Consider the following 22216-nt stretch of genomic DNA (forward strand, 5'->3'; position numbering starts at 1 on the left):
GGCTTTCCGGAGTACAGTTTGTGAAATGCCCCTGTGCGCGGGGCGGCGCTGGCCAGGGATGACGCCTTGGCGGCCTTGACTGGGTTTTCGGCCGTGGCCGGTGCAACTTGCGACTGTGCGGCAGCAGCGCCCTTGGCAGTCTGAAGACTCGCGGCTTCGTCGCGCAGGCGATGCGCTTCGGACTCGTTGGCCCGTGCCTGCTCGGTGACAGAGTCCATCTCAGCGATCAGGCTTTGGTCGCGTTCGTTCAATTCACGCCCGCGTTCCGCCAGTTGATCGCGGGCACCCAGCCCCCGGTCGTCGGCGTACAGCTCGCTCAGACATGAAATGATCGTAAAAAAATCCGCAGAAGCGGACTGGCTTACTTTTGTATAACGACAGCCCTTTCCCCCTTGAGCAGGCAGCCAACGCAGATAATCTGCCGTGTCCCGCTTATGAATTTCCCGCCTTCAGCATCGTGCCGATCCACGCTTCCGTGACTTCACGCCCGCCGCAGCGCTGGCATTGGCACGTCGGCGGGCTTTCTGGCTGAGACGCGGAGCACGCCCCTCGATTGCGGCGGTTCGGCTTTAGGGATGATGTGTAAAGTCATTCTTCATGTTAGCCTACCGAGCGACCATCCTCGCATCGCGCACTGCACCTTCCTTGAGCAAAATCGAAAGTTCTTTGTATTGACGGAAGCCGCGTCGCTCAAGCCGTCCTTGCCGTACCGCGCGACTGGATCAAGGGCCAGGTCACGGGCATCGAAGTCGGCATCCCGACCCTTGACTCGGAGGGAAAGGAAAAGAGCACCCTATTTTGTTCGGCGCCCGGTGGTGCGCGCGTTGATCGACGGTCGCAAGACGCAGACGCGGCGGCAAGGAACGTTGCACCGAACGAATTCCTCGACGCCCGGCAGTCTCCAGGGACTATTTAATGCAAGCAATAGTCTTGGCACAGCCCGCATCAGACCGTTGCGCTGGCACGCCGTCTTCGCAGGCAGGGACGTGACAAGCGCATCTTTTGCGACCCGATAACGTCCAGCGGCACGACCGGCTCCGCAGCGCAGCCATCGTGGCGCCGCCAAGCGCGCAGTACAATGGCGGGACAGGTACTCCTATCACTTTCATCTCACAGGCATCACTTGAAAAAAATTACCATCGCCACGGCCATGGCCGCCGTTGCCGTCGCCGTCGCCGCCTATTCTTCGCCCTACTATGCCTTGCACCAGATCAAGAGTGCGCTGGCCGAACGCAATGCCGACGCCTTGGCCGAACACGTGGATTTCCCCGCCCTGCGCGCCAGCGTCAAAACACAGCTGGAAGCGGGCATGGCGCGCAGCATCGCGGCGACCGCCGGCAGCGACAACCCGCTGGCCGCACTGGGCCAGTCGATCGCCAGCGCCATGCTGGGCAAGATGGTCGACACGATGGTCTCGCCAGCAGGCGTCGTCGCGCTGGTCAACAAGAGCGCCGTCAGCCCGCAAGCGGATGTGAATACGAACGCGGACGCGCCCGCCGATGGCGCGCAGAAAAAGGCCGAGTATTCGGCAGGCTATGCCGGCGTGAACACCTTCGTCGTGCGGGCGAAAGACGGCAATGCACAGGAAGGCGCGCTGGTCCTGCAGCGCCATGGCGTGTGGGACTGGAAACTGAGTTCGATCGAGATTGCGTCGGCGATGGCTGCACGTTAACCGGGAAATTTCATGCTGAAACACACGGCTTTATCGCTGGCAATCGCCCTTGCCAGCGCCGCGCCATTCGCCCACGCCCTCGATGGCACAACCGGGAGCAGCCACTCGGTTGTCGCGCGCATGCAGGCGGAAACGTCGAAGGCCGCCGATCCCGATGCGCCCGCGCCGCTGCCCGTGCCCAGCGACATCTCGCTGGCCGAACTGGAACGCCGCCTGGCATTGGGCCAGGCGCAGGCCGCTGAAAAACACTATAGCAGCGCGCTCGATCCGGCCGCGCTGACCGGCCTGGCGCGACAGATGGGGTGCCAGGATATCGTCGGCATACAGCCGTTTGGCTTCCCGCTGGACCAAACGCAGCCCGCCATCCTCAGCGGCGCGCACCTGCTGGCCCGCTGCCCGGACCGGGCCTACGTGACGATTACGGCAATGTCGATGGCAGGCAAGACGGGCAAGCGCGCCGGCATGGCGGCGCAATCGTTCAATCAGACGGTGGATGGCAGGCCCGCGCGGCGCCTGTATTACAAGGCGCCCAACGGCCGCCAGAAGGAAACGCTGACCATCGTCGATGGCAGCTATGCGTATGCGCTCGAATACTGGTCGCTCGATGATAGCCAGCAAAGCGGCATGGTCGGCAAGCGCTGCATGGACACATTGACGTTGCCGCAACAAGTCGGGCGTGAATAGATAAAATACTGTATATTCATACAGTCATCCACTATTGCCCTGCCCAGCATGCCTGCACACCCGCACATTGCATTACCCTACACTATCTGCGTCAGCGCCACGATCGACGCGGAGGTCGAGCAAACCATCCTCGAGGGCTTGAACGCCTACAACGATGCGATCACGGGATACCAGGACAGACAGGCATTGAGCGTGGTCGTGCGCGACCGCGACAGCCAGCGGGTGCTGGGCGGCGCAATGGGCCGGACCTCGCTGGGCCTGCTGTTTCTCGATTTGTTTTATTTACCCGTTGCCATGCGGGGCTCGGGCCTGGGCAGCCAGATACTGGCGCAGTTCGAAGAGGAAGGACGCCGGCGCGGCTGTGCCTCGGCGGTGCTTTACACCATCAGTTTCCAGGCACCCGAATTTTACGAGCGCCGCGGCTGGCGCCGCTTCGGCAACATTGCCTGCAGTCCCGAAGGGACGAGCCGGGTATTCATGAGCAAGACCTTGTAGGCTGTAAATGACAATGGCCGGCGGCAAACCTGCCGCCAGCCATTGTCAAGCACTCTAGTACTGTCAACAAGCTCTGCTTACATGCCCAGCGACTTGAGCAGGTCGGCGTTGTCGTCGTCTTCCGGTTCCGCCGCAGGCGCCGGGGCGGCGTTCCGTTCGCGGTTCGCGAATTCGCCATCCATCAGCGAGTCGGCATCGACTTCGCGCGAATCGAAATCGTGCAACTTGATGAATTCGGTACGGTCGATCGCCAGTTCCAGATAGAAAATATTGTTCTTTTCCGTGTAGAAAGTGACGCGGCGCATTTCCGGGCGGTCCAGCGGCGTGTCGACGCTGAGCATCACCTGCTTGTTCAGCACCAGCATCTTCGGCTGACTCTGGGTGATGTTCGTTTGCAGCTCGCGCCGTACCTTGCCCGTGAAGTCGCCGACGATCTGGTTCATCAGCTCGCCCATGATGTTCGACACTTCGTCCGACGTGTAGAAGCTGGCCAGCTCCGACTTCGGCATACCCATGTGCAACATGTAGCGCTCGTAGATTTCCATCGCCGTATCGGCGGCAAAATTGAGCACGACCAGGCCCGTGAAACCGCCATCGAACATCACGAAGCAGCCGATGTCCGGCTTCAGGCCCGTCTTGGTGATGCGCTGCACCATGCCTGAGTAATTGACCTTGCTTTGCGTTGCAACGTTGAGCACCCGAACCACCGAGTTGCACAAACTCATCAACAAATCTTCTGTACCGTACACAACATCCTTTTCTGCATCCATGAGCAACCTCTCCTACTATTTTAAAGATGACAGCACTGTTCCCTGTCCGCCGCGAGCCGAAACACGACCGTTTCGCTCAGCAAGCGGACGACTTCACCTTTGCATGCCTGACCTTGCTTGGCAGTGCGCGCCGCGTTGCCGCTGGCCCGAACCGCCCTCTTAACTTTTTCTGTATAGAAATAAGTATCAGATGCGCAGAATACCCAGATGTAACATTTCCGTCCAGCCATACCTGCATTTACTTGACGATCTGTGCGGAAATACCATAGCTGGCCAAGGCGCGCGCATCAGCGCAGGAAAAAGTGACTAGAAATCAAGGGCGCGCAAGACCACGCCGCTGACCAGCAAATCGCGGCTCAGGTAGGAGAAGGCGCGCTGGCCGATGCGCAGGCGATGGGTGTCGAAGATGGCCAACAAGTCGCCGCCCTGTCCCTGATCCAGGCTATGCAAGGCCGTGACGGTGATACGGCAAGTCTTTTCCGCCCCGAAGACGGACAAATGGAAGCGGATGGCGTCACCCGCCTGCTCGAGCGCGATGCTGTCGCGGAGAATTTCATAGGGCATGGGCAGACCTCCCGTTCATGTGGCAAACATGGAGGCCGGATCGGCATGCCGTGGCAGGTCGATGATGAAGACGCAGCCATGACCAAGGACGCTTTCCACGCTCAATACGCCGTCATTCGCCTCCACGCTGCGCCGGACAATCGACAGGCTTAATCCCGGGCCGCTATTGTTCGCGCCGCCTTGCGTAAATGGCAGAAACATGTCATCCGCCGCCTCTGACGACAGGCCGGCGCCGTTGTCCTCCACCTCGATCTTGAGCCGCTCGCCGCTGGCATACGCGCGCAGAACCACGGTGCCATTCCGCGAGCCGAACATGAAGGCATTCTGCAGCAGGTTCCCCACGGCGGAGAGCAGCAAATCCTTGTCCGCATTGAGCCGCAGCAAGGGGGCGACCTCTTCCACGACCAGGGTGCAGCGTAGCAAGTCCGCTTCCAGGCGAGCCGAATAGCTCAGTTCACTAATGAAGTTGTTCAAGAAAAAAAACGAACGTTGCAAGGTCAGGCCCGCCTCGACCCGCACGTCCGCCAGGGAACGGTCAATCAGGGTGCGCAAACCCACCAGACTGCGGTCGAGCACGGCGCCAGTCGCGCCCGACAGACCCATGCCACCGTGCTTGAGCGCGGCGACGGCGAGGCTGGCCGTTCCCAGGTGATTGCGCAGTTCATGGCCCAGGTAGCCGATGCGCTGGCTCAGTGCCAATGCCTGTTCGTCAGCGATCAGCACATCGCGCCGCTGGATAAATTCGGACACGGCTTCGGCGATGCCGTTGTCGAGGCAACGGTTCAGCGTCCTGAATTCCTCGACGGAGAATTGCTCCTCCATGACCACGGCAAGGTCGCTGACAGCCTGGCACAGGTCGCCGTAGTCGTGTACGACCTGGCTGACGGAATAGCCGAGCGCCAGCAATTGCCCGCCGTGCGTCGCGGCACTGTGGGCCAGTTCCGATGTGCCTTTCGCACTGCCATCGGCGGGGCCGGAAATGGCCAGGCTTTGCGCTATCTTGCCTGCTTCTTCCGCCCTCAGGGTACGGATCAGCTGATCGAGAAAGATGGGAACGCCATGTTGCAACTGACGCTCGCTCGGCAAGCGCAAGGGCCTCTTGGCGACTTTTTCACGGCAACGGCGCTCAAGCTCGGCGCGATTATCCGCTAGGAATAAATGCATCATGCTGTTTCCTGCTATCTATAATGACTGACAAGCAACCAAGACTACCGGTAGCACACGCAAGCCACCGTCTGTTACCGAACATAGTTGTTTACCCGCATATCGTTGCGCACAGGACGCATCCGGCATCCCCATATGCTATTGTCATCGGACACATCACCAGGCAGGAGCCATGCATGAGCAACATCGTTACCAGCGTCTCGTTCCGCTACATCGATCCGCGCCACAAGGAACCGGGCCCGAGCAGGGAATTCATCAATCAAAACATCCTGCTGCCGCCAGGCGCCCATCTGCCGCGCATGGGCGAAGCGATCGAACTCATGCACTGGGACTTGAACCGCGACATGAAATCCGGCGTGTATTCGGTCCTGTTCGTCCACACGCGCATAGCTTTGTTTGATGGCAACGACAAGCCTTCCGGCTGGCATACCACGATCACCGTGGCACCGCAGTCCGATGAAATCGACGAGCGCTTCCTCACCGCCCCCTCCTGACAACCGTGCGGCCCTTGTTGCGATCAGGTCCGGCCACCTAAAATAATGCTTTATATTAAACATGATCGTGACGGCAACCGGTGGCGCTGCCGCGCGCAATGCAAGGAAGTCAATGAGCACACTGTTAGAGCAGGCAACACAAGAAATGACGACGGCCATCCACGCCTGGTTCGATGAGCGCCTGCAGCGCACGGACCTGGAAGACGCTGTGAACCGGACCACCTTGCAGATGGGTGTCTTCAATGATTTATTACTCGACTACAAACCGGGCCGCACCACTGCCGATGAAATCGACCTGGGCTTCGGCGACGACGTGCGTCCCCGGACGCCGGCGCGCCTTGATGATGCGCAAGTGCGTGACTTGATCGCGCCACAGTTGGTGGCGCTGGTGCAAGCCCGCCTGGCGCCGCTGGTGGACACGCCGATGATCGACTACCGCTTCACCTTGCGCGGAAAGTTCCAGACGGCGCAGGGCAAGCTGCACCTGACCTTGCTGGAACACGTCAACGACGGCAAGCGCCAGGCCTTGCTGAAAAACATACATGCGTATATCGAACAAAAGCTCACGCATGGCAGCAGGCCGACGAAAAAGCTGGAAACCTTCTTCCTGACGCGCCACCTGCTCGATCCCCAGCTGTTTCCGCAGCCCGATATCGCCTGGACGATCGCGCAATTCGAACGCATCGAGCAGCTGAACAAGTCACGCCCGCAGGCACTGACCGAACATCGCGGCGATATCATCCGGGCCGTGTCGGCGTGGGCGGAAAAACAGTTCCTGCCGCGATTTTATGATGTGCAGAAATCAAGCTACCGCAGCGCGGAGTACACCTTGAAAGCGGACACGGCGCCCGATGCGCAAGCGCTGCCAGCGATCGACCTGCTGCTGTATGGCGCTGTGATGATCTTGCGTCACGAACCGAGCTATGCCAAATCGACCGGCCTCACATTCCTGGAAATCGCGCGCGAGCTGGGCAGCGAACGGGCCGTGCGCATGCTCAAGGAAGGCAGCGGCACCTTCCCCGATGCCGACATCCACGTAAAAAATACGCTGCTGGAATGCCGCGCCAACGATGTGTTTGCCACGATCAACATCACCATCACGCAGGAAGAAGAAGGCGCGTATGCGCAGGCGCTGGCCTTCATCACGCATTTGCTGCAAGCCGGTTTCCCGAAAAGCTACCAGATCAAGCTCAAATCCAAGGCCAAGGCCTATTTGCCGATCAAGGGACTGGCGAAATCCGACACGCACCGCTTCTTTGCCAACGCCCTCGCCCATGCGTCCCTGCAACCGCAGCTGGAAGCGTATGCGCGCGCGGCCATCGAGCAATTCGAATTCTATGCCGACACGGAAGGCGAAAAGAATTGCATGCCTGGCAGTTACGCCGTGTTTGGGCTGGGCTTGCTCGATGCCCGCTATTTCCCGCTCGTGCAGCACTACATGGCCAACGTCGACGAGGAACACCAGTCCGTGCAGGACCAGTTCACGGCGGCCTTTGCCGAGCAACACGGCGTCACGCGCGACTCCGCTCCGGTGCTGGCGGCGTGCCTGCGCGTATGCACGGATAACGCAAAGGTCAAGATCCAGGCGGAACTGGAGGAGATGGAAAAATTGGAGCTGTTCTGCCAGCAACTGCAAGGGCTGGACGGCTATCTGGTGGAACACATGCTGTATCCCGTCTGGGGCAAGCTGGAAAAACTGGCTGCCCTGGCGCGCAAGGCGGAAGGACGGCGCAAGGAGCTGCTGCTGTCCTTGCTTGAAGCGGCCAGCAAGGGGGACGCCTAAGGTGTGCAACGTTATGACTTTCACCATCTATAATGCGCGCGCCAGAGTTGCTACGAAGCATCTTTTGGCGTCTGACATTGAATCGTGGAGAAAATACATGCACAAGCAATTCCCTGCCGCCAAACTGCTGGCCGCCACCTTCGCCGCCGCGCTGATGCAGCCCGCCATCGCCGCCGACGCCGCAGAGCTGGCGCAGCTCGAAGTGACCAACCTGTACATCAAGACCATCATCAACCAGGATGAAGCCAGCGTCGCCAAGCTCAACGCCTACCTGCGCCCTACCCGCCTGGCGGGCCAGCAAAGCGCCGAGTATGCGTCGTACAGCGCCCTGAAGGAAGCAGACGCCCAGTTTCCAACGCAAACGGGCAAGCTGATCGCCGACCTGTTCCCCGCCGCCATGCGCGCGGCCGTGACGCCGGCCGCTGAACTGCTGGCCGTGAACGTCATCGCTGCCAAGAATGGCGCCGCCTGCCAGGCCAACAAGGCGGACCCGGTGACGGTGGAAAACGGCATGCAGACGGCCGCCGTCAGCTTCGAATGCCAGGTCGTCAAGGTCCCGGTGGCATGGGCAACCGCCGCCCAGCAACTGGCGAAGAGCGGCTGCAAGGTCGAGCAATGCAAGGCCGGCCTGGAAAAGATCGCCGCGACCTACACGAGCTCGCCGAAGCAGACGTGGCGCGCCGTGTTTGCCGTCAGCCGCGAAAAGAACTCGGAAGCGTGGCGCAACGATTTCGCGCGCGAAACCTTCGATGAAATCTGGGAATACCTGTAATCCTTTACGGAGCTCTAAACTGCCGATGGACAAGCCCAAACTGACCCCAGTCGCCCAGCCAGCAGGCCTGGCCTTGCTGCGCATGCTCGCCCCCGAGCATGTGGAGGTCACGCTGGGCGCGCAAGTGCTGGCGCAAGATTTAACTGCGCTGCACGGCAAGCAATTGCTGGCGCTGCTGCGCCGGCTGCGCGCCGCCCAATCCAACCAGCAGCACTATGCGGGCGCCAGCGTCGAGCAGGCCGAGCAGCTGTTCGGCGCCGCCATCGCCGCCGTCAAGGCCGAGCTGGCCACGCGTCCGCACATCCCCAACAAGCAGGAAGCCGAGGCCTTGCGCCAGGCGGCGGCAAAAAAGCGCTGATCGAGGCGCAAGCCGGACGTTCCGTGCGCGCTTGCACGCCAGCCCCCTTCTATAATCGGCAACTCTTGTTTCCGCTATTGAAAGACGTCCATGCCCACACGATTTTCCCGCCACGTATTTTGCTGCGCCATGCTGGCCTTATCCAACCTGGCGGCCGCGCAGGCGGCCAGCCTCCCGCCCATCGGCCCCATCGACGCGCGTGCCGTCTGGCAGGAACGCTCGCTGTCGGCTTGCCGCAGCGAACAATCGCCCACGGCGCCCGACGTCTGCCTGCTGCGCACCATGCAGCGCAGCGGCGCGCACCCGCAAGCCATCGCCGCCGCCAGGATGCTGGTCAAGGCAAACAAGGCCGGCTTCATCTCGGCCTGGCGCCCGCTGGGCAAGGCGGCCCTGGCTACCGTCACCTATCCATTCCGCGCCAACACGAACGAAGGCACCTTGCTGATCGGCAGCGATGGCGCGGCCATCGACGTCGACGAAGGCTCCGTGCGCGAGGAAGACCGCGCCACACCGGCCTGGCGTGCGTTTGCCGCCGCCCATCCAGACTCCGTCCCGTTTGCGCCCGCCGATTTCGTCGGCAGCACGGCCACCAGCGATGGCGGCCAGCGCCTGCTGTTTTCCACGCCCCTGATCACCTGCCACGCCTGCGCCGAGGATGGCGCGCTGCTGGTCGCCTACACGGTCGACAAGGCCGGTATCGTGCGCGAGCGTCAGCTCTTGACGATCAAATAATGCTGCCTCAAAGATAAGATAGAATCACCCGATGGCATGTCTGTAAGAGCACATGCCATCGATCCACTATTTATTACGGGAACACATGCGCCACTCCTGCCTTGCACTGCACCTCACCGCCGCCCTGCTGCTGTCCAGCCCCTTCCATCTCGCCACTGCCGCGCCCGCCGTTACCGCAGCCTCCAGTGCGGCCACGCCGCTCGTCATCGGTGAAAGTTTCAGCATCGATTCGCAGGCCCTGCGGGAAAAGCGCCACATCAATGTGTACATGGCGCGCGCCTGGGATACGCCGCCCGATGCACCGCTGCCCGTGCTGTACATGCCGGACGGCGGCGTGGCGGAAGATTTCCTGCACGTGGCCGGCTTGCTGCAAGTGTCGGTAGCGAATGGCACGATGCGCCCTTTCATGCTGGTCGGCATGCAAAACACGCAGCGCCGGCGCGATTTGACAGGGCCGACGGACAGTGCCGAAGACCGCAAGATCGCCCCCGTGGTGGGCGGCGCGTCCGCCTACCGGGCCTTCATCCGCGACGAACTGATGCCGGAAATCAAGCGCCGCTACCGCACGACGGGTGAGACTGCCATCGTCGGCGAATCGCTGGCCGGCCTGTTCGTTGTGGAAACCTATCTGCTGGAACCGCAGCTGTTCGACCATTACCTGGCCTTCGACCCCAGCCTGTGGTGGAACCACGGCGCGCTGCCGCGCCAGGCGGCCGCGCTGATGGCCAGGGGCAGGCCAGGCAAACACAGCTTGTATCTGGCGTCCAGCAGCGAGTCAGGCATCGCCATCGAAGTGCAGCGCCTGGCCGACGTGCTGGCGAAACAGGCGCCGTCCGGCTTGCAATGGCATGTGGAAAAGATGCCGGAAGAAACCCACGGCACCATCTATCACCCGGCAGCTCTGCGGGCTTTTCGCGCCGTGTTCAAGCCGCAAGGAGCGGCCGGCCAATAACAAGATGGACAAACTGTAATCTTGCGCGGGGCTGGCGCGCCACATCTGGCGGGTAAAATCGGCGGCCCTGCTTTTCCCGCCCGAGTACAGATACCCATGAGCTTCTTGCAACTATTTATTCTTTCCATCGTCCAGGGCTTCGCCGAGCTGCTGCCCGTGTCCAGCTCCGCCCACGTCATCATGGCGGAAAAGCTGATGGGCCTGGACCCCACGTCGCCGGAGCTGACCATGCTGCTGGTGATGCTGCACACGGGCACCATGTTTGCCGTCATCGTGTATTTCTGGAAATCCTGGCGCGCCACGTATTTCAGTTCGGCCAGCGCCTTCCGCAGCAATGTCCTGCTGCTCGCGGCCGCCACGGCCCTGACGGGCATCGTCGGCTTCGGCTTGCTGAAGGGTATTACCCATTTCATGAGCAAGGATGCGCCCGGCTTTGAGATCGAACACCTGTTCGGCAACGCGAAACTGATGGCCGCCGCGCTGGCCGCCGCCGGCGTGCTGATCATTGTGTCCTCGCGCCAGCAAGCGCGCCAGCATGGCACCTTGTCCATCGGCAAGGCGATGGTGATCGGCGCCGTGCAAGGCCTGTGTCTGCCCTTCCGGGGCTTTTCCCGCTCGGGCGCCACGATTTCCGCCGGCATCGCCATGGGCGTGCCGCAGCGCCGCGCCGAGGAATTCAGCTTCGCCCTGGCCGTCGTGCTGACGCCGGCCGTGCTGGTCAAGGAAGGCTGGCGCTTTTACCAGGCCGTGGCCAGCGGCAGCCTGGACCACCTGGAACACGGCAACAGCCTGCTGCACTTGCTCGGCCCCAGTCTGCTGGGCATGCTGCTCTCGTTCCTGGCCGGCTTGCTGGCCCTGCGCTGGCTGTCGCGCTGGCTGGAACAGGGTCGCTGGCATCTCTTTGGCGCGTATTGCCTGGCCGCTTCCATGGTCGTGCTGTACCTAGGGTAAAATCGCCGGGTTTATAGTTTGTAACTTACCATCCCAGCCAGGTTTTACTGAAAGCCAACGATGAATTTCGCCGCCACCGCCGCCCTCTCGCTTGCCATGTCCACCGATGCCTTCGCGGCCGCCGTGGGCAAGGGCGCCGCCCTGCACAAGCCGCAATGGCGCGAGGCGCTGCGCACGGGGCTGATCTTTGGCGTCATCGAAGCCATCACGCCCATCATCGGCTGGGCCCTGGGCAGCGTGGCAGCGCCCTACGTGGAAGCGTGGGACCACTGGATCGCCTTCAGCCTGCTGGGCATCATCGGCTTGCTGATGATACGCAATGCCCTCGGCGATAGCGACGAGGAGGAAGCGCCGGCCCAGTCGCACTCGTTCTGGGTGCTGGCCGTGACGGGCCTGGCCACCAGCATCGACGCCATGGTGGTGGGCGCGGGTCTGGCCTTGCTGGGCGCAAATATTGTCGTGACTGCCGCCGCCATCGGTTTTTCCACCTTCGTCATGGTGACCCTGGGCGTGATGCTGGGCCGCGTGCTGGGCACGGTGGCGGGCCGGCGCGCTGAACTGGTGGGCGGCCTCGTGCTGATCATCATCGGCTGCGTGATCCTGTACGAGCATATCGGCCATCCGGCCTGAGGCCTAGGCACGCACGGCAGACAAGCATCGCCGCCGCCGGCCTGCTTTGTGCTACATTAAATGCTCTGCATTCCTGTCTCGCAAGGTGACCATCATGGAAACTATTGAGCTGCTTTTTGCCTCGCTGGTGCGCGAAACGGCCGAATCGATACGCGACCACCACATTCCCTTTGCCATCAAACACGACGAGCGCGCCTATTTCGAGTGGATGGATGGACACCCGATCAATGGTTATATCCAGGAAGCGTATCGGGAGATCGAGGAAACCGCCCAGCAGATCCGCGCCATTCGCGCTGGGTGATGACGGCTGCCGCAAGCTACTGCGCGGGGCGCCTTGCGGCTGGCGATGCGCACCGCACCAAAGTGCGGTTGCGCTTCTCAACCACAAATCAACTCCGCTCGCTACGCTTGCGACAAGCGTCGATACGTTCGTTAAAGCTTTCTGTGAACGTATTGATTCAGATCAAACACTCAGCTATTCCAATCGAATTGATAGTCCAAAGCCATGACAATCAGGTCTGGAGGCGGGAGACATGGATCAGGGACAAAAGCACCAGATCAGGGGGTATGAATTTCATGTGGCGGGGGCGCTGGAGAAGGATGGGCGCTACCGGGGCATGATTTTGATCAGCAGGCGCGGCGATACGCAGCAGGTGTATGCCAAGCCCGTCTTGATTGAAACGCCGAGCAGTTTCAAGTCCGTGCATGCGGCCTTGATCGAGGCGTCGGCGTATGCCCAGGAACTCATCTATAACGGCGCCATCAAGGCGCTGCTGCCAGCCGATGGCCAGCTGGCCGGGAAACAGGCGTCGCAGCCGCCGGATTTCGTCGGTAACTGAAGCCGGCAAGCCCATCCGGTCACCCGGGGTGGTGCGTATAATGACGCGCTTTCCCAGATGAAAACTCAACACCATGGAATTTGTGAATTTACCGCTGGTCTTCCTCGTCGGCTGCGCACTGATCGCCTTGCTGGCGAAGAAAACTGGCTACTCGTGGTATCGGTTTTTCTTCGCGGTTGCCGTGCCCGCGCCCCTGTTACTGCTGGCCTTGCCCCATGTGCTGGGCGTGGAGACCGCTTCCCTGACCTCCGTACGGCTGGGCGCCGCCCTGCTGTTTCCATTTGCAGGCCTGCTGCTGGCCCTGCGGGGCAAGCGCTAAGGCCGTTTCAGCGTGCCGGCACGCCATCGGCCAGGCGCCAGCCGATCGACAAGGCCAGTTGCTGCGCTTCTTTTTCATTGCTGCAATCGTCATAGTCGCAGGTATCCGCATACGCGCCGCATGCCTGGTTCTGGCTGACGTACGAGCCGACCCAGCGGCCATCGCGACGCTGGCTGGCCGTGGCGCTGATAATAAAACCTTTGTGGATGGTGGGATTTTCAAAAGACATATTTCCTCCGAGGCGAGAGCGTCAGGGATCTGACTGACCTCACTGTGCGCCCGCGCGCGTAAGCAGTCTGTACGTTTGATCACACACAGAAAGCACGCACGCGTCTGCCTCGCGGCGCCCGGCGATCAGGTATGATTTGGCCATGTGTGGACGACTCGATCAAAATGACACGGCGCCCGAGCTGGCGTCATCGTTTGGCTGGACCGACGCGGTGTTCGACAGCGAGGCCGAGCCGCACCTGAACGTGTCGCCGGGCACTTACCGGCCCGTGCTGCATATCCAGGATGGCGTACGCAGGGTCGATGATGTCTTCTGGGGCTACCGCCCCGCCTGGGCCGCCCAAGCCGTGCCCGCCCCCGGCAAGAAAAAAATCCCCATCGCCATCAACGCCCGCCTGGAAAAACTCGCCGGCGCCTACTGGAAACCCTTGTTGCGCGCGGGGCGCGGCATCGTCAGCGTTTCCGGCTGGTATGAATGGACAGGAGAGAAAGGCAGCAAACAGCCGTGGCACATCCACCGCAAGGACCGCGCGCGCCTGTTCCTGCTGGCGCTGGCACAATTCGGGCCATACAAGTACAACCGCGAAGAGGCAGGTTTTGTGCTGGTAACGGCCGACAGCCTGGGCGGCATGGTCGATATCCACGACCGCCGCCCCGTGGCCGTCAGCCTGGAAGACGCGCACCGCTGGATCGACCCCGCCTTGACACCCGAGCAAGCGCTGCACCTGGCACGCACCTGCATGCTCGATGTGGACCTGTTCGAGTGGCATGCCGTCGATAATCCACTGGTGCCGTCCGCCAAACCCAAGCCGCCGCCACCGGCCGCGGCGCAAGGCGCGTTTGACTGGGGTACGGATTAAGGCAACCGCGCCAGCCGGCGCCATAGCGTTTCCATCGGCCCCTGGCGAAAGTGCCGCAGCCAGTAACGGCTCAGCAGCACCTGCCCCGTCATGATCACTACCGCCAGGCCCAGCATCTCGGCCGGATGCAGGCTTGCGCCCCAACCCAGGCCAGGCCCCTGCAGCAGCCAGGTACCGATCACCGATTGCAGCAGATAATTGCTCAGCGCCATGCGTCCCACGGGCGCCAGCCATGCGCCTAGCCAGCGCAGCATGAAAGGACCGGCCAGCATCAGCGCCGCCACATAGCCGGCTGCCAGCACGGGCCCGCCAGCGAACAGGCCCACTTCGAACAGGGCCGTATCGAATACCGTCTGATATGGATCAGCCACCTGCCACGCGACGGCGCCCGCCGCCAGCAGGTTGAACGGCAAGCCCACGCCCAGCCCTACGGCACGCACGCGGCGCCACAGACGCTGATGGCGCTGCGGCTGCGTCAGCCAGCCCAAGCGCACGGACAGGATGCCCAGCAGGAACAGCACGATGATGTGCGGCAGCATGACGATGGCGTACAGCAAGGAGACGAGGAAATCGTTGGCGCGCAGTCTGGCCACGGTCAATACATTGCCTTGCGTGTAGATGGCGTAACGCTCCGCAAAGCCTTGCAGGTCGCGCGCGATGTCCGGCGCACCGCCCTGCTGGCCCACGGGAATGAGCAAGCACATGAACAGCAGGAAACCGGCCGCCACCAGCCAGGCGCGGTTGCGTATGCGGCTCAGTTTGGCCGCTGCCAGCGGCAGGATCAGCATGCCGGCCACCGCATACGAGGTCAGCACGTCGCCGCTCCAGATGAGGAAACCATGCAGCAGACCAAACACGAGCAGCCAGCGCAGCCGGCGCCGATATGCCGCTTGCGCCTGCTCCCAGCTGCCCAGCTGGCGTTTCAGGGAACGTGTCTGCAGGGCAAAGCCGGCACCGAACAAAAATGCGAAGATGGGATAGAACTTGAATTGCGCCAGCGCCGCCACACCGAAAATGACGAGCTGGTCGAGTACAGGCGGCTGGGCCGGCAAGGTGCCGTAGCGCAGGGACAAGGTGCCCCAGGCAAAGCCCCAGATATTCACCAGCAAGATGCCAAACACGGCGATGCCGCGCAGCACGTCGAGCTGCAGCAGCCTGCCGGGCTTGGCGCTAATGGCGTTCAGGGAGCTCAGGGGTGCGCCAGGGTCTGGTAATCGGTTACCTGCAGGCTGAAGCCGGACGCATCCGATTGCAACCGCGCATGGCCGCCGAACGGCAAGGTGACACGGCGGCGGATATGGCCGAATTCCAGTCCCGTGAGCACGGGCACGGGCAGGCGTTCACGCACATAGGCCAGCATGGCGTCGAAATCGTAGCCGTTATCCATGGGACTCAATTTATAGGCGGAAAAATCGCCAAGCACCACGGCTTGCTGGCGGCCAATCACGCCTGCGTGCAGCAATTGCAGCAGCATGCGTTCGACCCGGTATGGGTGTTCGTTGACGTCTTCCAGGAACAAAATGCCGCCATCGATCTGGGGGAAATACGGCGTGCCGAGCAAGTGGACCAGCATGGCCAGGTTGCCGCCCCACAGCTTGCCTTGCAGCGCGACCTGCGGATTGCCCGCCGCCGTGCCCATGACCGTGTGCGTGGGACCGGCCAGGCACGACCACAGTTGGTCGAGCGTAAACTGCTCGGGCTCGTCACGCGTAAAATCGTCGCAGATCATGGGGCCGGCAAAGCTGGCGCGGCCCGTTTTCGCCATCAAGCCCATGTGGAAGGCCGTGAAGTCGCTGTAGCCGACAAACAGTTTGCCGCTGTCCGCCATGGCAGTAAAGTCGATCTCGGGCAGGATGCGGCTGATGCCGTAGCTGCCGCGCAAGGCGATCACCACCTGCACGTCCGGATCGGCAGCGGCCGCGTTCAGCTGCGCCAGGCGGCCCGCGTCCGTGCCGCCGAAGCGCTGGAATGTGTGTTCCGGGTCGTAGTAATTGTGGACGGTGGCGCCTTGCGCCTGCAAGCGGGCGATGCCGCGTTCCAAAGCCGCCGCGTCGGGCGCGTAACCGCCCGGTGCAACGATGGCGATGCCAATCTCAGGTGTCTTCAAAATGCCCGTGCCTTCAAAAGTTGTGGGCGCGCCTAGGCTGGCTGGGAGCGCATCTGGGGCGCCATCTTACCTTGCAGATGCACATCGATCAAGGCAAGCAGGCGCTCGATCAGCTGGGGCGGCATGTCGTGCCCCATGCCTTCGATCACCTCGAGACGGGCGCCCGGAATCAGCGCCGCCGTATCGATGCCGCAGGCGACGGGGATCAGGGGATCGGCCGCGCCATGGATCACCAGCGCCGGGCAACTGATGCTCGGCAACAAGGCTGTGCGCTCGCCCGAGGCGGCGATGGCCACCATCTGCCGCGCCACGCCTTCCGGGCAACTGCCGCGCTGCAACGCCGCTTCGATGCGCTGGTACAGCAGTTTTTCCGACACGGGATAGGCGGGACTGCCGATGACGCGCACGGTGGCCGCCATGTGCGCCATCAATTCGGCGCGGCTGGCGTTGCGTTTCGGGCGTTGCAACAAGGCGTTGCGCGCGGCCCGCGTGGGGCCGGGCAAGCCGCGCCGGCCGCTGCTCGACATGATGGACGTCAAGCTGAGCACCTGCTGCGGCGCGCGCGCCGCCATCACTTGCGCGATCATGCCGCCCATCGACACGCCGATCACGTGCGCCTGGGCAATGCGCAGGGCCGCCAGCAAGCCGAGCGCGTCGTCCGCCATGTCATTGAGGGTGTAGGAAGTTTTCAGGGGCCAGCCCAGCAGGTTTTTCACGTAGGCCAGCGGCAGATACGGTTTGCCCGCCTGCGCCATCTTGCTCGACAGGCCGCTGTCGCGGTTGTCAAAACGTAGCACGCGAAACCCTTGTTCGACGATGCCTTCGACGAAGTCCGCCGGCCAGGCAATCAGTTGCATGCCCAAGCCCATGACGAGCAGCACGCACGGATCGTTGGGGTCGCCGTGGCTTTCATAAGCTATGTTGAGGCCGTTCGCCATGATGGTTGCCATGATTGCCTCTTTTCCAGGAACCAGCACGCAGGCACGATCGCTGCGGCCTTGCAATCAGCATACCACTATTGTGCTTCAGACATGAGACCGGCACGCGGCACCCACACTGAAGTGTTGCCGCGCCGGTACGGCGCGCGGCAACTGTGCTGCAACTTACTTGGCCTTAGGCAAGGAATCGGCCAAATCCACCCAGCTTTGCGGCTGCGGTTTGCCCCGTTCACGCACGCCGAAGAAGGAGACCACTTGGGTGCCGTCCTTGTCGAAGAATTCCACGGAAGTCACGCCGCCGCGCTTGACGACCCAGCCGCTGCGCAGGGCCGTGTCGCGGATGTGCAGGTTGAAGTCCGGGTCCAGCACGTTGAAGAAGCCGCCTGCGGCCATGGTTTTCTCGATCTTGCCGCTGTAGATCTGCGTCAAGCCGTCATTGCCCAGGAACACCATGATGGCGACCTTGTCCTTGGCCGCGTTTTCCAGCAGGGTGCGCAGCGCTTCAGGCGTCACGCGCTCGACCACGCCGGCCGGCGCTAGGCGCAAGGCCTGTTCGCGCGACAGATGGAATTCGCGCATGATTTGCGCAAACTGGTGCACGTCCGTCATGTCTTTCCAGGCCAGCTGGAATTCCTTGACGTCGATCTCGGCGTCGGGCTTTTCAGCGGCCTTGGGCGCCACGGCCAGCACGTTCAAATCCGCGCTTTGCTGGGGCATGCGGAACGTCGCCACCAGCTTGTCGTAGACGGCCACGCCCGGCTCGTTGCGCAGGTAGATCTTGTGCACGGCCGTGCCGTTGGCGTCAAAAAATTGCAGGCTGCGCGTCGGCTTGCCATCGCGGCCCGCCTGTTCCACGGCAAACGCGTATTTCCAGTTTTCAAAGTGGAAACGCAGGTCGATCTGGCCGCCCAGGTAGCCTCCCGCGATATTGCGCTGGCGCGCTTCCGTTTCCGGATCCTGCTTGGCGTCGGCCTGTTCCGACTTGTCGCCCGCTTGCTTGAACTTGCTGGCGACGCCCGTCGTTTCGATGACGCCGTTTTCATTGCGCGTGATCGCTTGCACGATGCCCAGGTCCAGCGCGGCGCGCATGATTTCGCGCGGCTGGTTGCCGTCGGCCTGCAGGCGCGTGACGCCCTTGCCGATATTGGTTGCCAGCAATTGCGCTTCGGACACACCCAGCGCGCGCGCCGCGTCGCGGATCTGCAGCTTCGGCTGTTCCGTGCGCAAGGTGGACCAGCGTTCCGCCAAAGTGGCTGGGGCCGCGCTTGCGTTTGCGATCAGCAGGCTGCCTAGCAGGGATAGAACGAGTTTGGATAACTTCATAGAGAGACCATTCAATCAAACATGGAAAAAAAGAGGGGCAAGCACCCCTCCCCGGTAAAACCTAGAAATTGACGCTGAGGCTGGCGGCCACATTACGGCCCGGCTTGGCGTAGCGCTCGATCTCGGCGCGGCTGGCGGCCGTGGTGCCGGCGGCCAGGCTGCGCGAGGTGGCGTAATCCCAGTACTTGCGATCCGTCAAGTTATAAACGCCCACGACGATCTTCGCGTTCTTGTGCACGTTCCAATAGGTCGACAAGTCGAAGATGGTGTACGACGGCACGGTAAACAAAGGCCCGGCATCGCCGATCAGCAGGTTTTCCGGCGCCTGTTTGGCGCCCGCATGCACGGCCGTCAGCGCCAGGCCGAACAGCTGGTTCGCATGATCGTAGCCGAAGGTCAAGGCCGACTTGGCCGGCGCCACCGAGTTCAGGCCGCCGCTCTCGCCCGTCTGCGTATTGAAGGAACGGCCCTTGGCCACGCCGGTCGCCAGATCCACGTGGTAGCCCTGCATGGCCGGCGCCCAGGCGCCCAGCTCCGCGCGCAGGGTCAGCTCCCCGCCCCAGGTACGGGCATTGCCGATGTTTTCCGGGCGGAACAAACCACGCGTGATGGTCGGGTAGTTCACCGGATCATCTTTTTGCATCACATAGTCGACCATGTCCGTATATTCCGTCTGGTACACGGAGGCGTGCATGCTCAAGCCCTTGACGACGTCGCCTTTCAGGCCCAGCTCATACGCCTTGCTGGTTTCCTTGCGCAGGTTGGCATTGCCAAGTACGGCATAGCCCTGCCCCGTGCCCGTATAGCTGAAGGAATCGTAGGTGCCCGTGCGCTCGGCCGCCGTCGGCAGGCGCGTGCCGCGCGTGAAGGTGGCGTAGGCGTTCATCTGCGGCAGCACTTCCACGGACAGGCTCAGGCTCGGCGTGAAATAGGTGTCGCTTTCTTTGCGCACTTCCCTGGCCGCGTTCGGCACGGCGATCGCATAAGTTTGCAGGTTTTTCGGCTCGTTCTTGCGGTAGTCGGCACGCAAGCCCGGTGTCAGCACGGCTTTCTTGCCGGCCAAATTGAAACTGAGATCGTCGCGCACGTACAGGGCCAGCTTGGTCGTGTCCATGTCGGCCATGCGGTTCTTGTTGGTGATTTGATGCTGGCCCGTGGCAACGATGACACGGTCTTCACGCCACGGACGGCGCGTTTTCAGCTGTTCCAGTTGCACGCCGTACAGCAGCGCGTTGTCCGCATTGAGCTGCTTGAACGCTTCCGAGCTCAAGCCGATGCTGTCGTTCTTGAAGCTGGTGTCGATGGTACGCTGTGCCGGGCTGCCAAACGTGTAGAGGCCTTGCGTCTGGTCTTCGGTTTTCGCATTCTGCAGATACACTTTCGACGTCAGGCGGTCGAACAGGGCGAAATCCTTGAGCACCACGTCGTGGCCCAGGCTGACGCGCGTGCGCTTGGTGGTGGAATCTTGCTGCACGCCGGTCGGATAATACGTGCTGACCTTGCTGCGCAGATCGCGCTTGTTCTTGCGCTCGAACATGTCGACCGTCAAGTCCAGCTTCTGTTCGCCAGGCAAGGTCCACACCAGCTTGGACAGCAAGGCGTTCGAACGCCAGTCGTCAGGATTGGACGGCGTGGTGCCGCGGCTGTCCATCTGCTCGCCATCGCGGTGCACGTACACGGCCAGGCCTTGCAAGCTGGCGCCGATCCTGGCGGCGCCCGTCAAGGTGTGCGCATTGCTGCGGTCGGCCGTGGCGCGGCCGTATTTGTAGGCCACGTAATGGTCTTGCCCTTCACCGAGATAATCCTCGGGCGACTTGGTGACGAAGGTCACGCCGCCGCCCAGGCCAGGGCTGGCGCCGCTGACGGCTGTCGTGCCCGAATCGATGCGCACTTCGCGGAAGGTTTCAGGATCGAAATAGTCACGCCCCGTGCCGAAGGCGTTGAGGGTATTGGCATCGGGCTTGGGCGCCGCGTCGGGCAGGGAAATGCCATCGACATCGAGGCTGACCCGGTTGCCTTCCAGGCCGCGGATGTTGTAGCCCGTATTGCCAGAGCCATCCCACACGCTGCCGCTGCCCGAGGCCGCCGCTGGCGCGCTGATCAAGGGCAAATAGCGCACGATGCCGCCCATCTCGGTGACATTGCGGCGTTCCAGATCTTCCGCCGTCACAACCGTCCTGGTGCCGGCGCGGCGCGCATAATCCTGCTGGGCGTTGACGACGATTTCCGGGAAGACTGGCAGCTTGGCCGGCTCTTGCGCCGCCATGCCCGCATTGATGGCGGCAGTTTGTGCGGCAGCAGGCAGCAAGGGCGCCGCGAACAAGCCCAGCAAGGCCGCACGCAGCACCAGGTTATGGCGGCGGGCAGGCAGATGAGCTGGGGATACGACAGTTGCAGCGGTGCGCTGCGGAAGCACAGTAGTCATGATGATCCGGTCTAAGAGTAAAGGCTGGCTCTTGAACCCGGATCGATAACGATGCGCAAGGGAAGTTTGCTGGCGAAAACAATACTGTAACACGAATCATTCTCATTTGAGAATGACAAATGGTCTAGACAGATGTTATTTCGCAACAATTATAAAAATGCCAGCCGGGATGGCTGGCATGGCTGACATCTTGGGTTGATGTCAGGCTGGCGGATTGGCCAGCTTGCGCGCTTCCGCCTGGGCGCGGCGGCGCTCGGCAAAGAAACGCTTGAGAAACGCGCCGCACTCATCGGCCAGCACGCCGCCGACGATGGCCGTCTGGTGGTTCAGCGCCGGCTGCTCGAACAGGTTCAGCACGGAACCGCAGGCGCCCGTCTTCGGGTCGCCCGCGCCATACACCACGCGCGTCAGGCGCGCATGCAGCATGGCGCCCGAGCACATCACGCACGGCTCCAGGGTCACGTACAGCTCGCAGCCGGGCAAGCGATAGTTGCCCAGCTTTTCGGCGGCCGCGCGCAGCGCCATCACTTCCGCGTGCGCCGTCGGGTCGTGGCGGCCGATGGGCTGGTTGTAGCCGACGGCGATGACTTCGCCATCCTTGACGACGACGGCGCCAACGGGCACTTCACCCAGGTCCCACGCGTGCTGGGCCTGCTCCAGGGCCAGCCGCATGTAGCGCGCGTCCTGCGCGCCAGCGTGCGTTTCAGTCATCGGTCACTTCTGCCCAGCAATTTGGCGTTTCATGCAGCACCAGTTTATGCAGGTGCAAGCCCGTGCCGAAATGGTCGGTAAACGCGGCCTTGAGGATGTCGAAGGCGATGCGCGCCAGGTTTTCCACGGTCGGGATGCGGTCGATGACGACGGTCTTATGGTCGGGCAGGCTGGCCAGGAAGTCGCGCACGGCCGTGTCTTTTTCATAGACGAGGAAGGCGTGGTCCCAGACGTCGACCAGGTGCTGCTTGGCCAGGGTTTTCACGTCGGAAAAGTCCATGATCATGCCATTGTCGGAATTGCCTTCCGCTTCGATAACCTTGCCGACCAGGGTGATTTCCACCGTGTAGCGGTGGCCGTGCAGGTTGCGGCACTGGCTTTTGTGGTCGGGAATGCGGTGGCCCGCGTCGAATTCGAGCTTGCGTGTGATAGTCAGCATATTGTT

Annotated in this window: 26 protein-coding genes; 15 read left to right on the top strand and 11 right to left on the bottom strand. The window is 62.2% G+C overall.

The genetic code is table 11. From position 1 onward, the window contains the following. Positions 1–1123 precede the first annotated feature (1123 nt). From ASN89_RS02480 to ASN89_RS02490, 3 genes are read left to right on the top strand one after another with little or no spacing between them, the layout of a single operon-like run. Positions 1124–1672 (top strand): DUF2939 domain-containing protein, encoded by a 549-nt coding sequence (locus ASN89_RS02480; RefSeq protein ID WP_058048149.1) that lies wholly within the window; start codon positions 1124–1126, stop codon positions 1670–1672. Between the two features lie 12 nt (positions 1673–1684). Continuing rightward, positions 1685–2356: a hypothetical protein gene (locus ASN89_RS02485; RefSeq protein ID WP_058048150.1), complete on the top strand. Its 672-nt coding sequence runs from the start codon at positions 1685–1687 to the stop codon at positions 2354–2356. Positions 2357–2404: 48 nt separating this feature from the next. After that, positions 2405–2851 carry a GNAT family N-acetyltransferase gene (locus ASN89_RS02490; RefSeq protein ID WP_046682785.1) on the top strand — a complete coding sequence of 149 codons (447 nt, stop codon included), beginning with the start codon at positions 2405–2407 and terminating at the stop codon, positions 2849–2851. A gap of 77 nt (positions 2852–2928) precedes the next feature. Here the strand turns inward: ASN89_RS02490 and ASN89_RS02495 are convergent, their stop codons facing one another. From ASN89_RS02495 to ASN89_RS02505, 3 genes are all read right to left on the bottom strand, one after another. After that, positions 2929–3621: a DUF3334 family protein gene (locus ASN89_RS02495; protein ID WP_034756036.1), complete on the bottom strand. Its 693-nt coding sequence runs from the start codon at positions 3619–3621 to the stop codon at positions 2929–2931. Positions 3622–3927: 306 nt separating this feature from the next. Further along, complete coding sequence (locus tag ASN89_RS02500; RefSeq protein ID WP_034756033.1) at positions 3928–4185, bottom strand: DUF1488 family protein; 258 nt, start codon at positions 4183–4185, stop codon at positions 3928–3930. A 15-nt stretch (positions 4186–4200) separates the two neighbouring features. Then, complete coding sequence (locus ASN89_RS02505) at positions 4201–5352, bottom strand: sensor histidine kinase (protein ID WP_200968951.1); 1152 nt, start codon at positions 5350–5352, stop codon at positions 4201–4203. Positions 5353–5525: 173 nt separating this feature from the next. Here ASN89_RS02505 and ASN89_RS02510 point away from each other — a divergent pair, with 173 nt between their 5' ends. The 11 genes from ASN89_RS02510 to ASN89_RS02565 all read left to right on the top strand — a co-directional run bounded on the left by ASN89_RS02510 (position 5526) and on the right by ASN89_RS02565 (position 13179). After that, positions 5526–5843, top strand: a complete 318-nt coding sequence (locus ASN89_RS02510; protein WP_058048151.1) for a hypothetical protein — start codon at positions 5526–5528, stop codon at positions 5841–5843. 112 nt (positions 5844–5955) lie between these two features. Next, positions 5956–7626: a DUF6138 family protein gene (locus tag ASN89_RS02515; protein WP_058048152.1), complete on the top strand. Its 1671-nt coding sequence runs from the start codon at positions 5956–5958 to the stop codon at positions 7624–7626. A 97-nt stretch (positions 7627–7723) separates the two neighbouring features. Beyond that, positions 7724–8398 carry a hypothetical protein gene (locus ASN89_RS02520; protein ID WP_058048153.1) on the top strand — a complete coding sequence of 225 codons (675 nt, stop codon included), beginning with the start codon at positions 7724–7726 and terminating at the stop codon, positions 8396–8398. Positions 8399–8423: 25 nt separating this feature from the next. Beyond that, positions 8424–8756, top strand: coding sequence for a hypothetical protein (locus tag ASN89_RS02525; RefSeq protein ID WP_058048154.1), 333 nt, complete (start codon positions 8424–8426; stop codon positions 8754–8756). Between the two features lie 129 nt (positions 8757–8885). After that, entirely contained in the window at positions 8886–9488 is a 603-nt protein-coding gene (locus ASN89_RS02530; protein WP_052755589.1) for a hypothetical protein, read from the top strand. Between the two features lie 85 nt (positions 9489–9573). Next, positions 9574–10440: an alpha/beta hydrolase gene (locus tag ASN89_RS02535; protein ID WP_152988415.1), complete on the top strand. Its 867-nt coding sequence runs from the start codon at positions 9574–9576 to the stop codon at positions 10438–10440. A gap of 96 nt (positions 10441–10536) precedes the next feature. Then, entirely contained in the window at positions 10537–11391 is an 855-nt protein-coding gene (locus ASN89_RS02540; RefSeq protein WP_046682791.1) for an undecaprenyl-diphosphate phosphatase, read from the top strand. Between the two features lie 60 nt (positions 11392–11451). Then, positions 11452–12021, top strand: coding sequence for a manganese efflux pump MntP (mntP, locus tag ASN89_RS02545; protein WP_046682792.1), 570 nt, complete (start codon positions 11452–11454; stop codon positions 12019–12021). Positions 12022–12115: 94 nt separating this feature from the next. After that, positions 12116–12322: a hypothetical protein gene (locus tag ASN89_RS02550; RefSeq protein WP_046682793.1), complete on the top strand. Its 207-nt coding sequence runs from the start codon at positions 12116–12118 to the stop codon at positions 12320–12322. 232 nt (positions 12323–12554) lie between these two features. Continuing rightward, on the top strand, positions 12555–12860 hold the full coding sequence (locus ASN89_RS02560) for a hypothetical protein (protein WP_046682794.1): 306 nt from the start codon (positions 12555–12557) through the stop codon (positions 12858–12860). 73 nt (positions 12861–12933) lie between these two features. Then, positions 12934–13179, top strand: a complete 246-nt coding sequence (locus ASN89_RS02565; protein ID WP_058048157.1) for a hypothetical protein — start codon at positions 12934–12936, stop codon at positions 13177–13179. A gap of 7 nt (positions 13180–13186) precedes the next feature. On the opposite strand, the gene ASN89_RS02570 is transcribed toward ASN89_RS02565, so the two are convergent. Then, positions 13187–13408, bottom strand: coding sequence for a hypothetical protein (locus ASN89_RS02570; RefSeq protein WP_034756009.1), 222 nt, complete (start codon positions 13406–13408; stop codon positions 13187–13189). A 142-nt stretch (positions 13409–13550) separates the two neighbouring features. Between ASN89_RS02570 and ASN89_RS02575 the strand changes: the two genes are divergently transcribed. Further along, entirely contained in the window at positions 13551–14267 is a 717-nt protein-coding gene (locus tag ASN89_RS02575) for an SOS response-associated peptidase (RefSeq protein WP_082654362.1), read from the top strand. Here the strand turns inward: ASN89_RS02575 and ASN89_RS02580 are convergent. The 7 genes from ASN89_RS02580 to queD form a co-directional block, all read right to left on the bottom strand. Next, positions 14264–15406: a DUF418 domain-containing protein gene (locus ASN89_RS02580; protein ID WP_058048158.1), complete on the bottom strand. Its 1143-nt coding sequence runs from the start codon at positions 15404–15406 to the stop codon at positions 14264–14266. The genes ASN89_RS02575 and ASN89_RS02580 overlap by 4 nt on opposite strands. Positions 15407–15456: 50 nt before the next feature. After that, positions 15457–16374, bottom strand: coding sequence for a muramoyltetrapeptide carboxypeptidase (gene ldcA / locus ASN89_RS02585; protein WP_058048159.1), 918 nt, complete (start codon positions 16372–16374; stop codon positions 15457–15459). A 32-nt stretch (positions 16375–16406) separates the two neighbouring features. Next, positions 16407–17324, bottom strand: coding sequence for an alpha/beta fold hydrolase (locus ASN89_RS02590; RefSeq protein ID WP_058048160.1), 918 nt, complete (start codon positions 17322–17324; stop codon positions 16407–16409). A 153-nt stretch (positions 17325–17477) separates the two neighbouring features. After that, entirely contained in the window at positions 17478–18635 is a 1158-nt protein-coding gene (locus ASN89_RS02595; RefSeq protein ID WP_058048161.1) for a hemin-degrading factor, read from the bottom strand. 61 nt (positions 18636–18696) lie between these two features. Next, positions 18697–21060, bottom strand: a complete 2364-nt coding sequence (locus ASN89_RS02600) for a TonB-dependent hemoglobin/transferrin/lactoferrin family receptor (RefSeq protein ID WP_058048162.1) — start codon at positions 21058–21060, stop codon at positions 18697–18699. Positions 21061–21261: 201 nt separating this feature from the next. Further along, entirely contained in the window at positions 21262–21771 is a 510-nt protein-coding gene (gene tadA / locus ASN89_RS02605) for a tRNA adenosine(34) deaminase TadA (RefSeq protein WP_046682802.1), read from the bottom strand. Continuing rightward, the gene (gene queD, locus ASN89_RS02610) at positions 21764–22210 is read right to left on the bottom strand and encodes a 6-carboxytetrahydropterin synthase QueD (RefSeq protein ID WP_034755997.1); all 447 of its coding nucleotides are present in this window, start codon (positions 22208–22210) and stop codon (positions 21764–21766) included. Before queD ends, tadA begins: the two co-directional genes overlap by 8 nt. Positions 22211–22216 lie beyond the last annotated feature (6 nt).

The sequence above is a fragment of the Janthinobacterium sp. Ant5-2-1 genome (assembly GCF_001445815.1).
GTDB lineage: Bacteria > Pseudomonadota > Gammaproteobacteria > Burkholderiales > Burkholderiaceae_D > Janthinobacterium > Janthinobacterium lividum_E.

Bases quoted from the DNA above. Each gene is read 5' to 3' on its own strand.
- ASN89_RS02600 (WP_058048162.1), bottom strand. From the start codon at position 21,060: ATGACTACTGTGCTTCCGCAGCGCACCGCTGCAACTGTCGTATCCCCA.
- ASN89_RS02510 (WP_058048151.1), top strand. From the start codon at position 5,526: ATGAGCAACATCGTTACCAGCGTCTCGTTCCGCTACATCGATCCGCGC.
- mntP (WP_046682792.1), top strand. From the start codon at position 11,452: ATGAATTTCGCCGCCACCGCCGCCCTCTCGCTTGCCATGTCCACCGAT.
- ASN89_RS02595 (WP_058048161.1), bottom strand. From the start codon at position 18,635: ATGAAGTTATCCAAACTCGTTCTATCCCTGCTAGGCAGCCTGCTGATC.
- ASN89_RS02590 (WP_058048160.1), bottom strand. From the start codon at position 17,324: ATGGCAACCATCATGGCGAACGGCCTCAACATAGCTTATGAAAGCCAC.
- ASN89_RS02525 (WP_058048154.1), top strand. From the start codon at position 8,424: ATGGACAAGCCCAAACTGACCCCAGTCGCCCAGCCAGCAGGCCTGGCC.
- ASN89_RS02535 (WP_152988415.1), top strand. From the start codon at position 9,574: ATGCGCCACTCCTGCCTTGCACTGCACCTCACCGCCGCCCTGCTGCTG.
- ASN89_RS02560 (WP_046682794.1), top strand. From the start codon at position 12,555: ATGGATCAGGGACAAAAGCACCAGATCAGGGGGTATGAATTTCATGTG.
- ASN89_RS02495 (WP_034756036.1), bottom strand. From the start codon at position 3,621: ATGGATGCAGAAAAGGATGTTGTGTACGGTACAGAAGATTTGTTGATG.
- ASN89_RS02515 (WP_058048152.1), top strand. From the start codon at position 5,956: ATGAGCACACTGTTAGAGCAGGCAACACAAGAAATGACGACGGCCATC.
- ASN89_RS02540 (WP_046682791.1), top strand. From the start codon at position 10,537: ATGAGCTTCTTGCAACTATTTATTCTTTCCATCGTCCAGGGCTTCGCC.
- ASN89_RS02485 (WP_058048150.1), top strand. From the start codon at position 1,685: ATGCTGAAACACACGGCTTTATCGCTGGCAATCGCCCTTGCCAGCGCC.
- ASN89_RS02575 (WP_082654362.1), top strand. From the start codon at position 13,551: ATGTGTGGACGACTCGATCAAAATGACACGGCGCCCGAGCTGGCGTCA.
- ASN89_RS02520 (WP_058048153.1), top strand. From the start codon at position 7,724: ATGCACAAGCAATTCCCTGCCGCCAAACTGCTGGCCGCCACCTTCGCC.
- ASN89_RS02530 (WP_052755589.1), top strand. From the start codon at position 8,886: ATGCTGGCCTTATCCAACCTGGCGGCCGCGCAGGCGGCCAGCCTCCCG.
- tadA (WP_046682802.1), bottom strand. From the start codon at position 21,771: ATGACTGAAACGCACGCTGGCGCGCAGGACGCGCGCTACATGCGGCTG.
- queD (WP_034755997.1), bottom strand. From the start codon at position 22,210: ATGCTGACTATCACACGCAAGCTCGAATTCGACGCGGGCCACCGCATT.
- ASN89_RS02490 (WP_046682785.1), top strand. From the start codon at position 2,405: ATGCCTGCACACCCGCACATTGCATTACCCTACACTATCTGCGTCAGC.
- ASN89_RS02565 (WP_058048157.1), top strand. From the start codon at position 12,934: ATGGAATTTGTGAATTTACCGCTGGTCTTCCTCGTCGGCTGCGCACTG.
- ASN89_RS02550 (WP_046682793.1), top strand. From the start codon at position 12,116: ATGGAAACTATTGAGCTGCTTTTTGCCTCGCTGGTGCGCGAAACGGCC.
- ASN89_RS02500 (WP_034756033.1), bottom strand. From the start codon at position 4,185: ATGCCCTATGAAATTCTCCGCGACAGCATCGCGCTCGAGCAGGCGGGT.
- ASN89_RS02570 (WP_034756009.1), bottom strand. From the start codon at position 13,408: ATGTCTTTTGAAAATCCCACCATCCACAAAGGTTTTATTATCAGCGCC.
- ASN89_RS02505 (WP_200968951.1), bottom strand. From the start codon at position 5,352: ATGATGCATTTATTCCTAGCGGATAATCGCGCCGAGCTTGAGCGCCGT.